The 13,912-nt window shown below is 70.8% G+C and carries 13 protein-coding genes; 11 read left to right on the top strand and 2 right to left on the bottom strand.

Annotation, left to right across the window (positions count from 1 at the left end):
• Window positions 1–47 precede the first annotated feature (47 nt).
• The 9 genes from ABD236_RS20715 (at window position 48) to ABD236_RS20675 (ending at window position 8,458) form a co-directional block, all read left to right on the top strand.
• Window positions 48–1,001: an FKBP-type peptidyl-prolyl cis-trans isomerase gene (locus ABD236_RS20715; RefSeq protein WP_344075287.1), complete on the top strand. Its 954-nt coding sequence runs from the start codon at window positions 48–50 to the stop codon at window positions 999–1,001.
• Between the two features lie 57 nt (window positions 1,002–1,058).
• Complete coding sequence (locus ABD236_RS20710; RefSeq protein ID WP_344075286.1) at window positions 1,059–1,430, top strand: FKBP-type peptidyl-prolyl cis-trans isomerase; 372 nt, start codon at window positions 1,059–1,061, stop codon at window positions 1,428–1,430.
• Between the two features lie 124 nt (window positions 1,431–1,554).
• A complete protein-coding gene (locus ABD236_RS20705) occupies window positions 1,555–2,505 on the top strand; it encodes a helix-turn-helix transcriptional regulator (protein ID WP_344075285.1) in 951 nt (316 codons plus the stop codon).
• Between the two features lie 16 nt (window positions 2,506–2,521).
• Window positions 2,522–3,508: a helix-turn-helix transcriptional regulator gene (locus ABD236_RS20700; protein WP_344075284.1), complete on the top strand. Its 987-nt coding sequence runs from the start codon at window positions 2,522–2,524 to the stop codon at window positions 3,506–3,508.
• Between the two features lie 15 nt (window positions 3,509–3,523).
• Complete coding sequence (locus ABD236_RS20695) at window positions 3,524–3,787, top strand: CpXC domain-containing protein (RefSeq protein ID WP_344075283.1); 264 nt, start codon at window positions 3,524–3,526, stop codon at window positions 3,785–3,787.
• A gap of 9 nt (window positions 3,788–3,796) precedes the next feature.
• Window positions 3,797–3,994 (top strand): hypothetical protein, encoded by a 198-nt coding sequence (locus ABD236_RS20690; RefSeq protein ID WP_344075282.1) that lies wholly within the window; start codon window positions 3,797–3,799, stop codon window positions 3,992–3,994.
• Between the two features lie 211 nt (window positions 3,995–4,205).
• On the top strand, window positions 4,206–4,487 hold the full coding sequence (tatA, locus tag ABD236_RS20685) for a Sec-independent protein translocase subunit TatA (RefSeq protein WP_067154882.1): 282 nt from the start codon (window positions 4,206–4,208) through the stop codon (window positions 4,485–4,487).
• Window positions 4,488–4,549: 62 nt separating this feature from the next.
• A complete protein-coding gene (tatC, locus tag ABD236_RS20680) occupies window positions 4,550–5,500 on the top strand; it encodes a twin-arginine translocase subunit TatC (RefSeq protein ID WP_344075281.1) in 951 nt (316 codons plus the stop codon).
• 123 nt (window positions 5,501–5,623) lie between these two features.
• On the top strand, window positions 5,624–8,458 hold the full coding sequence (locus tag ABD236_RS20675; RefSeq protein WP_344075280.1) for a DEAD/DEAH box helicase: 2,835 nt from the start codon (window positions 5,624–5,626) through the stop codon (window positions 8,456–8,458).
• A gap of 281 nt (window positions 8,459–8,739) precedes the next feature.
• Here ABD236_RS20675 and ABD236_RS20670 read toward each other — a convergent pair whose 3' ends face one another.
• Together ABD236_RS20670 and ABD236_RS20665 are read right to left on the bottom strand one after the other, a co-directional pair.
• Window positions 8,740–9,585 (bottom strand): siderophore-interacting protein, encoded by an 846-nt coding sequence (locus ABD236_RS20670; RefSeq protein ID WP_344075279.1) that lies wholly within the window; start codon window positions 9,583–9,585, stop codon window positions 8,740–8,742.
• A 156-nt stretch (window positions 9,586–9,741) separates the two neighbouring features.
• Entirely contained in the window at window positions 9,742–10,650 is a 909-nt protein-coding gene (locus ABD236_RS20665) for a 5'-3' exonuclease (RefSeq protein WP_344075446.1), read from the bottom strand.
• Window positions 10,651–10,868: 218 nt separating this feature from the next.
• On the opposite strand from ABD236_RS20665, the gene ABD236_RS20660 reads away from it, so the two are divergent.
• Together ABD236_RS20660 and ABD236_RS20655 are read left to right on the top strand one after the other, a co-directional pair.
• Window positions 10,869–11,972, top strand: a complete 1,104-nt coding sequence (locus ABD236_RS20660; protein ID WP_425543917.1) for a quaternary amine ABC transporter ATP-binding protein — start codon at window positions 10,869–10,871, stop codon at window positions 11,970–11,972.
• Window positions 11,965–13,761, top strand: coding sequence for an ABC transporter permease/substrate binding protein (locus ABD236_RS20655; protein ID WP_344075276.1), 1,797 nt, complete (start codon window positions 11,965–11,967; stop codon window positions 13,759–13,761). Before ABD236_RS20660 ends, ABD236_RS20655 begins: the two co-directional genes overlap by 8 nt.
• Window positions 13,762–13,912: the final 151 nt, after the last annotated feature.

The raw sequence follows: 13,912 nt of genomic DNA, 5'->3' as shown, positions 1-13,912 counted from the left end.
TTAGAGTGGCGGGCAAACTACTGTGCCGTCTGAGATCTGAGGAACACGTGCGCCGACTTGCCGGCCTGCTCGCCGTCCCGCTGCTGCTGGTTGCCACAGCCGCCTGCGGAAGTGACGACAAGGGCTCCGACTCCCCCTCCGACACCGCCTCGATGAAGAACGGCCTGCCCGCCATCACCGCGGGCGCCAAGTTCGGGGAGAAGCCGACCCTCGCCAAGGGCGAGGGCAACCCGCCCAAGGCCCTCAAGGTCAATGTCATCAGCGAGGGCAAGGGCGCGCCGCTCAAGAAGAACGACGCGGTGTCCGTGAACTACCTCGGCCAGGCCTGGGACTCGGACAAGCCGTTCGACAACAGCTTCGACCGCAAGGAGCCCTTCACGCTGACCCTCGGCGCCGGTCAGGTCATCAAGGGCTGGGACCAGGGCCTGGAGGGCCAGAAGGTCGGCAGCCGCGTCGAGCTGGGCATCCCGCCGGAGCTCGGTTACGGCGCGCAGGGCCAGGGCGACAGCATCAAGCCCAACGCCACGCTGGTCTTCGTCGTGGACATCGTCAAGGCGACCACCATCCCGACCGCCGCCAAGGGCAAGGAGGTCGCGCAGGACGACAAGGACCTGCCGAAGGTGGGCACCAACACCGACGGCAAGGCGCCGACGCTGACCGTCCCCAAGACCGACCCGCCCAAGAAGCTGGTCTCCGAGTACGTGCTGGAGGCCGACGGCGACGTCGTGAAGGACACGGACAGCGTGGTCCTGGCGTACGAGGCCTTCCTGTGGAAGGACAGCAAGAAGTTCGACAGCACCTACGACCAGGGCAAGACCCAGACCTTCGCGCTGCCGAACCTGACCCTCAAGGGCCTCAAGGCCGGTCTGGTCGGCAAGAAGGTCGGCAGCCGCATCCTGGTGGTCATCCCGCCCGACCAGGGTCTGGGCGACAAGGAGCAGTCGGGTATCCCCGCCAACTCCACCATGGTCTTCTCGATCGACATCCTGGCCAAGATGTGACGGCGGAGATGTAAGACTGTCCCGGTTGCCCTGCACGTATTCAAGAGGAGCAGTTCAGTGAGCATCGAGAAGCCCGAGATCGACTTCCCCGAGGGCGAGCCGCCGGCCGACCTGGAGATCAAGGAGATCTGGGAGGGCGACGGCGCCGTCGCCAAGGCGGGCGACTACGTGAAGGTCCACTACGTGGGCGTCGCCTTCTCCACCGGCGAGGAGTTCGACTCCTCCTGGAACCGCGGCACGCCGCTGGAGTTCCAGCTCGGTGCCGGCCAGGTCATCCAGGGCTGGGACAAGGGCATCCAGGGCATGAAGGTCGGCGGCCGCCGCCAGCTGACCATCCCCGCGCACCTCGCCTACGGCGACCGTGGCGCCGGTGGCCGGATCGCGCCGGGTGAGACGCTTATCTTCGTCTGCGACCTGGTCGCTGTCTGATCACACCCGATCACACCGAGGGCCCGTGCCGTCCGGCACGGGCCCTCGGCTTTTGCCACGCGACCCGGGGACGGTACGGTCAACGGTCGGAGCAGCGGATTCGAGAAGAGGGCGAAGGGCGTCGATGGCGATTGCCAAGGCCGAGCGGCTGATGAACCTGGCGCTGTGTCTGCTGGGGACGCGCCGTCCGCTCAGCAAGCGCGAACTGCGCGGTTCCATCGAGGCCTATCTGGAGGCGGGCTCGGACGACGCCTTCAACCGGATGTTCGAGCGCGACAAGGACGATCTGCGCGAACTCGGGCTGGTCATCGAGACGGTGGAGAACCTCGACGGCGAGACCGGCTATCTGGCCCGCCGTGACTCCAACCGGCTGCCGCCGGTCCAGCTGGACGCCGAGGAGGCCGCCGCGCTCGGGCTCGCCGCCCGCGTCTGGCAGCAGGCCCGGCTCGCGGGCGCGGCCAGCGGCGCGCTCCAGAAGCTGCGCGCCGCCGGAATGCCGGAAGCCGACAACCCGTACGAGCACAGCGCGATCGAGCCACGCATCCCGGTCCACGAGGTTGCTTTCGAGCCATTGATGCTGGCCTGCCGCGACCGCCGCCCGGTGGTCTTCGAGTACCGCAAGGCCACCGCCGCCCGCCCCGGCACCCGCCATGTCGAGCCGTGGACCCTGGAGTGCTGGCGCGGCCACTGGTATCTGGCGGGCTGGGACCGCGACCGCGGCGCCGAGCGGGTCTTCCGGCTCTCCCGGATCACCGGCAAGGTGCGCTCGCGGGCCGGGTCCTTCACCGCGCCGGTGCCCGACGTGGTCACCGTGCGCGAGACCGTGGAGAGCTGGGCGGGGGAGACGGCCACCCGCTCCGCGCGGATCCGGCTGCGCGCCGGCGCCGGCTATCCGCTGCGCTCCCGGGCCACCTCGACGCGGGAACTCGGCGACGGGTGGGACGAGTTGGAGATTCCGTACGGGCACGGTCTTGACGCCTGGCTCGTGGAGTTCGGCCCCGACGTGGTCGTACTGGAGCCCGCGGACCTGCGGGCCGACGTGGTGGACCGGCTGCGCGCCGTGGCCAAGGGCTGAGGGGGACCGAACGACCATGGCTGCCAACGCCATCGACCAGACGCGGCGGATGCTCTCCCTCGTGACCTATCTGCGCGAACGGCCCGGGGCGCACGTCGCCGACGTGGCCCGCGCCTTCGGGATCACCGAGGACGAGCTGATCTCGGACCTCGACGTACTGCCCATGTGCGGGACCAGCTTCCGCGGCGGCGACCTGCTCGACATCGACACCGACGGCGACCGCATCTGGTGGCGCAATCCGAACGCCCTGGGTGCCGAGGCGGCCGAGCCGCTGCGGATCGCCGCCGACGAGGCGACCGCGCTCCTGGTCGCGGCCCGCGCGGTGGCGACGCTGCCGGGGCTGCGCGAGGGCGACCGGCAGGCGCTGCTGCGCGCCACCGCCAAGCTGGAGGCCGCGGCCGGGGAGGCGGCGGGCGCCAGCTCCCGGCTCTCGGTCACCTTCGAGTCGGAGGGCGGGGTCTTCGCCGACGTCGACCGGGCGATCTCGGAGCGGCGCCGGCTGTGGGTGCGCTACTACTCGCCCGCGCGCGACGAGCTCACCGAGCGCGAGGTCGACCCGATCCGGCTCTTCGCCGTCGGCCACACCTATATGGAGGCGTGGTGCCGGCTCTCCGAGGCGCGCCGCACCTTCCGGCTGGACCGGGTGGCCGAGATCCGGCTGCTCGACGAGCCGGCCGCACCGCCCGAGCTGGAGCTGCGGGACCTCTCCGAGGGGCTGGTGCAGCCCGCCGCCGAGGACCCCGAGGTGGTCGTCGAGGTGGGGCCCGGTGGGCGCTGGGTCGCCGAGTACTACCCGCACGACAGCGCCGAGGAGCTGGCGGACGGGGGGCTGCGGATCACCCTGCGCACCCCGGACCCGGCCTCGCTGCGCCGCCTCGCGCTGCGGCTGGGCCGGGACGGCCGGATCGTCGCCCCCGACGAACTGGCCACGAGTGCCCGCGGCGCGGCGCTGGCGGCGCTCGCGGCGTACGAAGAGCAGAGCGCGTACGACGGACAGAGCTGAGGAGACAAGCGGAGTATGTCGGTGATGCCCGGTATTTCCCGTCAGGTGGCCGCAGTCCAGTCGGTGCTCTTCAGGGCCGCCTGCCCCGACTGTCGTGCCCGCTTCGAGCTGGCCGCGGGGGCGCTGCGGCTGGCCATCGGCGCCAGCCGCCGTACCACCTTCTACTCCTTCACCTGCCCCGAGTGCGGCTCCGCCGTGCGCAAGCCGGCCGGTGAGCGCATCGTCGAACTCCTCACCGGCGGAGGGGTCCGCACCCTCCGCCTCCACTCCAGCGTCTAGGGTCCGCTCATGTTCTGGCCGATGACCGCCATCGCCCTCGGGTTCTTCGGAATCGCCGTCCTCGGTGTCCTCGCGATCAAGGTGTTCGTCGAGGCCCAGCGGCTCGGCCGCCAAGTGGCCGACACCACACGGAAGATCAACAGCGCCGCCGAGGAGCTGGAGCGCGCCGCAGTTGAACTGTCGGCCACCGGAGAGACCTTGCGGTGACAGGTGCGGACTCCTGCGTGTCCGTCCCTTTGGGTACGCTTCAGAGCGCGGACCACGGAGCGAGGCAGTGGGCCGTGGTCGCGACGACGCACGGGGATTGCCCAGCGTTCACCCCCGCGCGTTACGATCGCTGCACGCAACCCGTCGGACACCAGTCCGCACGGCACTCGTCAGCCCCACCCACGTCGCCTCGGTGAGAAGGTAAAAGCTTATGTTCGGAAGGCTCGGAGCCCCCGAGATCATTCTCATCCTCGTCGTCATCGTCCTGCTGTTCGGCGCGAAGAAGCTTCCGGACATGGCGCGCTCGCTCGGCAAGTCCGCGCGGATCCTCAAGAGCGAGGCGAAGGCCATGAAGTCCGACGGCCAGCAGACCGCCCCCGCGGACCCGCCGCAGCCGGGCGAGCAGCCCCCGGCGCAGCGCACCATCCAGTCGGCCCCCGGCGACGTCAGCAGCTCGCGTCCCGTCACCGAGCCGACCGACTCCACCCGCTGACACCTGGGCCGAAGCAGGCACCGGTCACCAAGGTGCCCTGCCGCACGAGATGAGGACGTGGGTTGCTGAAGTCTGCCCGCAAACAGCAGAGGGACCCGGAGGGGCGGATGCCCCTCTCGGACCACCTCCGTGAGCTGCGCAACCGGCTCGCGAAGGCGGTCCTCGCGATCCTTGTCTGCGCCGTGGTGGCGGCGTTCTACTACAAGGACATCGTCGACCTGATCATCAAGCCGGTCAGGGAGTCGGTCGGCTGCAAGGAAGCGTTCGACGCGCTGTCCCAGAAGGACAGCAAGGACCACTGCGGCAACGTCACGATGTCCGGCCTCATGTCGCCGTTCACGTTGATGATCAAGACGTCCCTGGTGGCGGGTGTCGTCGGGGCCAGCCCGGTCTGGCTCTACCAGCTCTGGGCGTTCATCGCCCCGGGCCTGCACAAGAACGAGAAGAAGTACTCGCTGGGCTTCGTCGCGGCGGGCTTCCCGCTCTTCCTGGCCGGCGGCTGGTTCTCGTACCACGTCCTGCCCGCCGCGGCGAAGGTGCTCCTGGAGTTCACCCCCGACGGCGCGCTGAACCTGCTCCCGCTGAACGAGCTCATCGACCTCGTGCTGCGGATGATCGTGGTCTTCGGCCTCTCCTTCGAGCTGCCGCTCCTGCTGATCATGCTGAACTTCGGCGGAGTGCTCACCGGCCGCCGGATGCTCGGCTGGTGGCGCGGCATGATCATGGGCGTCACCGTCTTCGCGGCCTTCGCGACGCCGACGGTCGACCCGATGTCGATGCTGCTGCTGGCCGCCCCGATCATCGTGCTGTACTTCATCGCGGTCGGCATCTCGTTCCTCAACGACAAGCGCCGCCGCGACCGCGCGGCAGCCGGCCCCGGCGACGACGAGGCCTCCGACCTCGACCTCACGCCCGAGGACATCGGCGCCGTCGAGCCGGTCACCGCCCCGGCCCTGCCCGAGCAGGCCGACGGCCGCTCCAGCCGGGTCAACGGCTACGACGACGTCACCTGATCCCACGCCGTGAAGCGGCCGGGGCGCGCACGGCGCGCACCCGGCCGCTCACGCGTTCCCGGACCCCCGTCCCGATAAAGATCGCGACCTCTGTCAGAGGCGGCGGGTAGGCTCGAAGACAAGATGACAGAGGACCTCTCACCAGCCGAAGCGTACGCAGCTGCCCGGCTCCGCGCCGCCGAGCAGGCCACCGCGCTCGCCCCCTTCCGCGACCTGTACGACTTCGATCTGGACCCCTTCCAGATCGAGGCCTGCCGGGCACTGGAGGCGGGCAAGGGCGTGCTCGTGGCCGCCCCCACCGGCTCCGGCAAGACGATCGTCGGCGAGTTCGCCGTGCACCTGGCCCTCCAGCAGGGCCGCAAGTGCTTCTACACCACGCCGATCAAGGCGCTCTCCAACCAGAAGTACGCCGACCTGGTCAGACGCTACGGCGCGGACAAGGTCGGCCTGCTCACCGGCGACAACAGCGTCAACTCCGAGGCGCCGGTGGTCGTGATGACCACCGAGGTGCTCCGCAACATGCTCTACGCGGGCTCCCAGTCGCTGACCGGCCTCGGCTACGTGGTCATGGACGAGGTGCACTACCTCTCCGACCGCTTCCGGGGCGCCGTCTGGGAAGAGGTGATCATCCACCTGCCCGAGTCGGTGACGTTGGTGTCACTGTCGGCGACCGTCTCCAACGCGGAGGAGTTCGGCGACTGGCTGGACACCGTGCGCGGCGACACCGAGGTGATCGTCTCCGAGGAGCGCCCGGTCCCGCTCTGGCAGCATGTGCTGGCCGGCCGGCGGATGTACGACCTCTTCGAGGAGTCCACCGACCACGGCGGCCGCGGCGGCGCCCGCCGCGAGGTCAACCCGGACCTGCTGCGCATGGCCCGGATGGAGAACCAGAAGACGTACAACCCGCGCGACCGCAGGCGCGGCAAGATGGTCCGCGAGGCCGACCGCGAGCGCGAGCGCCGCCAGCGCTCCCGGATCTGGACGCCGGGCCGCCCCGAGGTCATCGAACGGCTCGACGCCGAGGGCCTGTTGCCCGCCATCACCTTCATCTTCAGCCGGGCCGGCTGCGAGGCCGCGGTCCAGCAGTGCATGTACGCGGGCCTGCGCCTCAACGACGAGGAGGCGCGCCAGAAGGTGCGCGAGATCGTCGAGGAGCGCACCGCCTCCATCCCCGGCGAGGACCTGCACGTCCTGGGGTACTACGAGTGGCTGGAGGGCCTGGAGCGGGGCATCGCGGCCCACCACGCGGGCATGCTGCCGACCTTCAAGGAGGTTGTGGAGGAGCTCTTCGTGCGCGGCCTGGTGAAGGCAGTCTTCGCCACCGAGACGCTCGCCCTGGGCATCAACATGCCCGCCAGGACGGTGATCCTGGAAAAGCTGGTGAAGTGGAACGGCGAGCAGCACGCCGACATCACCCCCGGTGAGTACACCCAGCTGACCGGCCGCGCCGGGCGCCGGGGGATCGACGTCGAGGGCCACGCGGTGGTGCTCTGGCAGCGCGGGATGGACCCGGGCGCGCTCGCGGGCCTCGCGGGCACGCGGACGTATCCGCTGCGCTCCAGCTTCAGGCCGTCGTACAACATGGCGGTGAACCTGGTCGAGCAGTTCGGCCGGCACCGCTCGCGCGAGCTCCTGGAGACCTCCTTCGCGCAGTTCCAGGCGGACAAGTCCGTCGTCGGCATCTCCCGCCAGGTGCAGCGCAACGAGGAGGGCCTGGAGGGCTACAAGGAGGGCATGAGCTGCCACCTCGGGGACTTCGAGGAGTACGCGCGGCTGCGCCGCGACCTCAAGGACCGCGAGACGGAGCTCGCCAAGCAGGGCGCCAGCCAGCGCCGGGCCGCGGCCGCCGCGTCCCTGGAGCGGCTCAAGCCCGGCGACGTCATCCATGTGCCGACCGGTAAGTTCGCCGGGCTCGCGCTGGTGCTCGACCCGGGCATCCCGGCCGGGCGCTCCAACGGCCACCGCGGCTTCGACCAGCACGACGGGCCGCGCCCGCTGGTGCTGACCGCCGAGCGGCAGGTCAAGCGGCTCGCCGCGATGGACTTCCCGGTGCCGGTGGAGGCGATCGAGCGGATGAGGGTCCCCAAGTCCTTCAACGCGCGCTCGCCCCAGTCCCGCCGCGACCTGGCCTCCGCGCTGCGCACCAAGGCGGGCCACATCGTGCCCGAGCGGCACCGCAGGGGCCGCTCCGAGGCCGCCGACGACCGCGAGATCATGCGGCTGCGGGCGGAGCTGCGCGCCCACCCGTGCCACGGCTGCGACGAGCGCGAGGACCACGCGCGCTGGGCCGAGCGGTACTACCGGCTCCAGCGGGACACCCGTCAGCTGGAGAAGCGCATCGAGGGGCGGACGAACACCATCGCCCGCACCTTCGACCGGATCGTGGCGCTCCTGACCGAGCTGGACTATCTGCGCGCCGACGAGGTCACCGAGCACGGCCGACGGCTGGCCCGGCTCTACGGCGAGCTGGACCTGCTGGCCAGCGAGTGCCTGCGGGCGGGTGTCTGGGAGGGCCTGAGCCCGGCCGAACTGGCGGCGTGCGTCTCGGCGTTGGTCTTCGAGGCGCGCCAGGCCGACGACGCGGTGGCGCCCAAGCTGCCCTCGGGCGCGGCCAAGGCGGCGCTCGGCGAGATGGTCCGCATCTGGGGCCGGCTCGACGCGCTGGAGGAGGACCACAAGATCAACCAGGCGGAGGGGGTGGGCCAGCGCGAGCCCGACCTCGGCTTCGCCTGGGCGGCCTTCCAGTGGGCCTCCGGCCAGGGGCTGGACGAGGTGCTGCGCGAGGCGGAGATGCCGGCGGGTGACTTTGTGCGGTGGTGCAAGCAGGTCATCGATGTGCTCGGGCAGATCGCGGCGGCGTCGCCCGGCTCTGCCGGGGGGAGCACGGTGGCCAGGAATGCGCGCAAGGCGGTGGAGGCGTTGCTGCGGGGGGTTGTGGCGTACAGCTCGGTGGGCTGAGCCCTTCTCGGGGCCCGGCCTTTGTCTGCGGCTGAGTGGTGGGTTGCTCGCGCAGTTCCCCGCGCCCCTTTTTTGGCCCGGTCTTTGTCTGCGGCTGGGTGGGTGGCTGGTCGCGCAGTTCCCCGCGCCCCTAAAGCGCCCCTCCGGGGCGATCGCGGGTGTGTGCCCCGTAGGGGCGCACTTAAGGGGCGCGGGGAACTGCGCGAGCAAGCCAGCACGGTCCGCAGACGAAGGCAGGGCCGGGGCGGAGCCCAGAGGGAGGGGCGGGCCGTTCGGTGGGGCTACGCCGCCGCTGACTCCTGCTCGCGTTCCACCTGCTCGTTCCACTCCCGCTTCACCGCGCGCCACGCCTCGTCGCTCTGGCCCAGGCGCCAGTAGCCCGAGATGGAGAGGCGGTCGCGGGGGATCTCGCGCTCCAGGCGCAGATGGCGGCGGAGCTCCTTGACGAAGGCCGCCTCGCCGTGGACGAAGGCGTGGACATCGCCCTCGGGGAACGCCAGTTCCCGCACCGCCGCGATCAGCGGGTCGCCCACCGGGGCGTCACCGCGGTGCAGCCAGGTCACCTCGACGCCCTCGGGGGCGAGGATCTTCTGCTCCTCGTCCGGGCCGGGGACCTCCACGAAGGCGTGGACGACCGCGCCCTCGGGCATCGCCTCCAGCGCGGCGGCGATCGCCGGAAGGGCGCTCTCGTCGCCCACCAGCAGATGCCAGTCGGCGGCCGGGTCCGGGCTGTAGCCGCCGCCGGGGCCGGAGAGCCGCAGGACGTCGCCGACCTGGGCGCGGGCGGCCCACGGCCCGGCCAGGCCCTCGTCGCCGTGGACCACGAAGTCGATGGTCAGCTCGTCCCGCTCGGCGTCCCAGGCCCGGACCGTGTACGTCCGGTTGCTCGGCCACTGGTCGCGCGGGAACTCACTGCGCACCCGCTCCAGGTCGAACGGCTCGGGGTAGGTCACCCCGGGCGCCGGGAAGAGGAGCTTCACATAGTGGTCGGTGTACTCGTCGGCGGCGAAGCCGCTCGCCGCCGCGCCCCCCAGGACCAGCCGGACCATGTGCGGAGTGATCCACTCCGTACGCACCACGCGGGTCTCGTGGGCCCGGGGCCCCTTGCGGGCGGGTCGTTCTGCCACAGCGTTCTCCCCTGATGTGTGCCGGACCGTCCGCCCGGCGCGCTGAACCGTGTGCTCTTCTTAGGTTTACCTAAGTTAGCATCCCGGGCATGCGGGCCCACCGTACAAAGAGCGCGAAGGCCCACCGGGCACAGGCCCCGGCGGCGGCTCGGCGGCTCAGCGGCCCAGCGTGGCGAGCAGCCGGGTCAGCGAGCTCCCCAGGCCCCACCGCGTCGCCAGTTCGTCCACCGTCTCCGGGTGCAGCGCCTCGGCCGGCAGCGCCGGGTCGAACGCGGGCATTGGCACGTCCTGCGCCACCCGGACCACCTTCGGAGCCACGTCCAGATACTCGGCGGCCTCGACGATCCCCCGGCGCTTGGCGGGGGTGAGCCGGGAGGTGCGGTCCACGGCCGCCGCGCGCACGCCCGCCAGATCGCCGTACTCGGTGATCAGCTGCGCGGCCGTCTTCTCGCCGATGCCCTTGACGCCCGGCAGGCCGTCGCTGGCGTCACCGCGCAGGGCGGCGAAGTCCGCGTACTGATCGGCGCGCACCCCGTACTTCGTGCGGATCAGCTCCTCGTCGACCGCGTCGCAGTCGCCGACGCCCTTGCGGGGGTAGAGGACCCGCACCCCGCGCTTGTCATCGACCAGCTGGAACAGGTCGCGGTCGCCCGTGACGATGTCCACCGGGCCCGGGGCGGCCGCGGCCAGGGTGCCGATCACATCGTCCGCCTCGTACCCCGCCACGCCGACGCGGGCGATGCCGAGCGCGTCCAGGACCGCCTCGATCACCGGGACCTGCGGGGCCAGCGTGTCCGGGACCTCCTCCTCGTCCGGGACGCCCTCGGCCGTCTCCACCGCCACCCGGTGCGCCTTGTACGACGGGATCAGCTCCACCCGCCAGTGCGGGCGCCAGTCCGCGTCCATGCAGGCCACCAGGTCGTCCGGGTGGTGGTCCTGGACGAGGCGGGTGATGAAGTCGAGCAGGCCTCGCACGGCGTTGACCGGGGTGCCGTCCGGGGCCCGGACCGAGTCGGGGACCCCGAAATAGGCCCGGAAGTAGAGGGAAGCGGTGTCGAGGAGCATCAGGCGTCGCGTCACACCCCGATGATGCCGCAGCCCACTGACAGACGCCGACGGCGAGCGGGCACACCGGTGAGCTGGGTCACTTTTCCGTTTGGTCCGGGTACGGCCGGGAAGGCGCGGCGCCGGAGCGGACCCTCGTATCGGATACCACGAACACGGCATCGCATGCGCAGGGCGGCGGACCGAATCCGTGCCGCTCCACGGCCCGCCGGCGGGGGATGCGGGCCGTTTTCGGTTCTACCCGTGAGGTGTATGTGTCCACGCTGCAAGCCGAGCAGCTCTACAAGGTGTTCGGCAGACGACCCGACGACGCGGTGCGCAGGCTCGAGGGCGGCGCCGACCGCGACGAGCTGCGGGCCGACGGGACGACCGCGGCGGTGATCGACGCGTCGTTCACGGTCGAGCCCGGCCAGATCTTCGTCGTCATGGGACTGTCCGGCTCCGGAAAGTCCACGCTGCTGCGGATGCTCAACGGGCTCCTGGAGCCCACCTCCGGGCGGGTGCTCTACGACGGGCAGGACCTGACCGGTCTGAGCCCGCGCGAGCTGCGCGCCGTGCGCTCCCACAAGATCAGCATGGTGTTCCAGCACTTCGCGCTCTTCCCGCACCGCAGCGTCCTGGAGAACGCCGCGTACGGCCTGGAGGTCCAGGGCGTGCCGCGCGCCGAGCGCGAGAAGCGCGCCGCCGAGGCCCTGGAGCTCACCGGTCTGGCCGGCTGGGGCGACTCCTGGCCGGACGAGCTCTCCGGCGGCATGCAGCAGCGCGTGGGCCTGGCCCGGGCGCTCGCCACCGACGCCGACCTGCTCCTCATGGACGAGTCCTTCAGCGCGCTCGACCCACTGATCCGCCGTGACATGCAGGACCAGCTCCTCGTCCTCCAAAAGCGCCTGAAGAAGACCATCGTGTTCATCACCCACGACCTCAACGAGGCCATGCGGCTCGGCGACAACATCGCCGTGATGCGTGACGGGCGGATCGTCCAGCTCGGCAGCGCCGAGGACATCCTCCTCACCCCCGCCAACGACTACGTCGCCTCGTTCATCCAGGACGTCGACCGCTCCCGGGTGCTCACCGCCCTGTCCGTGATGACCGAGCCGCACCGCCCCGACGCCGGGACCGGCTGCGACTGCGAGACGGTCACCCCCGAGACCAGCGTCGCCGACCTGTGCGCCGTAGCCGCGCGCGTGCCGCACCCCGTCGCCGTCAAGGACAGCGACGGCTCGGTGCTCGGTGTCGTACCGCAGGAGCGGCTGATCGCCTTCCTGGGGGACGACCGGAGCGGGCCGGTCGCCTGCTCGGCCCAGGAGGTGGCCCGTGCCTAGGCTCCCTCTCGGCGAGTGGGTGGACAGCGCCGTCACCTTCCTCCAGACCCACCTCTCCTGGCTGTTCGACGCCATCACCAAGGTCGTCAACGGCATGTACGACGGCATCGACGCCGTGCTGTCCGCGCCGCACCCGCTGCTCTTCGCGGGCATCCTCGCGGTCGTCGCGTGGTGGCTGCGCGGCCTGGTCGCCGGTGTGCTCGCCTTCGGCGGGTTCGCCCTGATCGACTCGATCGAGCTGTGGGACGAGGCGATGTCGACGCTGTCGCTGGTCCTCGTGGCGACCGTGGTCACCCTGGTCCTCGCGGTGCCGCTGGGCATCTGGTCGTCGCGGTCCAAGACGGTCAGCGCGATCAGCCGGCCGGTCCTGGACTTCATGCAGACCATGCCCGCCATGGTCTATCTGATCCCCGGCATCATCTTCTTCGGCGTCGGCGTGGTCCCCGGCATCATCGCCACCATCGTCTTCTCGCTGCCTCCGGGCGTGCGCATGACGGAGCTCGGCATCCGCCAGGTCGACCCCGAACTGGTCGAGGCGGCCGAGGCGTTCGGCACCACCCCGCGCAACACCCTGCTCAGGGTCCAGCTCCCGCTGGCGCTGCCCACCATCATGGCGGGCGTCAACCAGGTCATCATGCTGGGCCTGTCCATGGTCGTCATCGCGGGCATGGTCGGCGGCGGCGGGCTCGGCGGCGCGGTCTACCGCGCCATCGGCAACGTCGACATCGGCCTGGGCTTCGAGGCGGGCGTCTCCATCGTCATCCTCGCCATGTACCTGGACCGGATGACCGGCGCGCTGGGCCGCCAGGTCTCGCCGGTCGGCCGCCGGGCGCTGGCCCGCGCCAAGTCCTCCGGCGCCAAGCTCTGGAACCACCGCCCGCAGCCCGCCGTCGCGGTCGTCGGTGTGGTCGTCCTCGCGCTGGTGGCCGGCGGTATGGGCATGTTCGGCTCCTCGTCGACGGCCACCGCCTCCGGCGCCGAGAACGTCGGCAAGGGCAAGAAGGTCTCCCTGGGCTACATCCCCTGGGACGAAGGCATCGCCTCCACCTTCCTGTGGAAGGAGCTCCTGGAGCGGCGCGGCTACAAGGTCGACACCAAGCAGTACGAGGCGGGCGCGCTCTACACCGGTATGGCGGGCGGCCAGATCGACTTCGAGACCGACTCCTGGCTGCCGGTCACCCATGCCACGTACTGGCAGAAGTACCACGACAAGCTGGAGGACCTGGGCGCCTGGTACGGCCCGACCTCACTGGAGCTGAGCGTGCCCTCGTACATGAAGGGCATCGACTCGCTTGAGGACCTCAAGGGCAAGTCCGGGCAGTTCAAGGGCCGGATCATCGGCATCGAGCCGAGCGCCGGAATGATGGGCCTGCTCAAGGACAAGGTCCTCAAGGAGTACGGCCTGGACGGCGAGTACAAGGTGGTCGACGGCTCCACGCCGTCCATGCTCGCCGAGCTCAAGCGGGCGTACGCCAAGAAGGAGCCGATCGCGGTCACCCTCTGGTCGCCGCACTGGGCGTACAGCACGTACGACCTGAAGAAGCTCAAGGACCCCAGGGGCACCTGGGGCAAGGGCGACGGGGTGCACACCCTGGCCCGTAAGGGCTTCTCCGGCGACAACCCGAAGGTGGGTGCCTGGCTGAAGGGCTTCAAGATGACCGAGAAGCAGCTCACCGGTCTCGAGGCCAAGATCCAGTCGACCGGCAAGGGCAAGGAGCAGCAGGCCGTCCGCGCCTGGCTCGACGAGAACCCGGGCCTCGCCGACAAGTGGACGCCGGTCGGCTCGTAACGCTGTGCCGCACGGGCGAACGTTTCAGCCGTTCGCATGGTGATGGGGCCCCGCCGGGAGACCGGCGGGGCCCCATCCGTGCAGGTATGCCCGGCCCGCCGTGCGGGCACTCATCTTTTCCACGGTGGTGCCCCGGGGCGCCGAAGCTGCG

The sequence above is a fragment of the Streptomyces crystallinus genome (assembly GCF_039521265.1).
GTDB lineage: Bacteria > Actinomycetota > Actinomycetes > Streptomycetales > Streptomycetaceae > Streptomyces > Streptomyces crystallinus.
The sequence above is the reverse complement of the archived record's forward strand: the minus strand, read 5'-3'. Positions and strand labels throughout refer to the sequence as shown.

Bases quoted from the DNA above. Each gene is read 5' to 3' on its own strand.
- ABD236_RS20705 (WP_344075285.1), top strand. From the start codon at position 1,555: ATGGCGATTGCCAAGGCCGAGCGGCTGATGAACCTGGCGCTGTGTCTG.
- ABD236_RS20700 (WP_344075284.1), top strand. From the start codon at position 2,522: ATGGCTGCCAACGCCATCGACCAGACGCGGCGGATGCTCTCCCTCGTG.
- ABD236_RS20695 (WP_344075283.1), top strand. From the start codon at position 3,524: ATGTCGGTGATGCCCGGTATTTCCCGTCAGGTGGCCGCAGTCCAGTCG.
- ABD236_RS20690 (WP_344075282.1), top strand. From the start codon at position 3,797: ATGTTCTGGCCGATGACCGCCATCGCCCTCGGGTTCTTCGGAATCGCC.
- tatA (WP_067154882.1), top strand. From the start codon at position 4,206: ATGTTCGGAAGGCTCGGAGCCCCCGAGATCATTCTCATCCTCGTCGTC.
- ABD236_RS20675 (WP_344075280.1), top strand. From the start codon at position 5,624: ATGACAGAGGACCTCTCACCAGCCGAAGCGTACGCAGCTGCCCGGCTC.
- ABD236_RS20665 (WP_344075446.1), bottom strand. From the start codon at position 10,650: ATGCTCCTCGACACCGCTTCCCTCTACTTCCGGGCCTATTTCGGGGTC.
- ABD236_RS20660 (WP_425543917.1), top strand. From the start codon at position 10,869: ATGCGGGCCGTTTTCGGTTCTACCCGTGAGGTGTATGTGTCCACGCTG.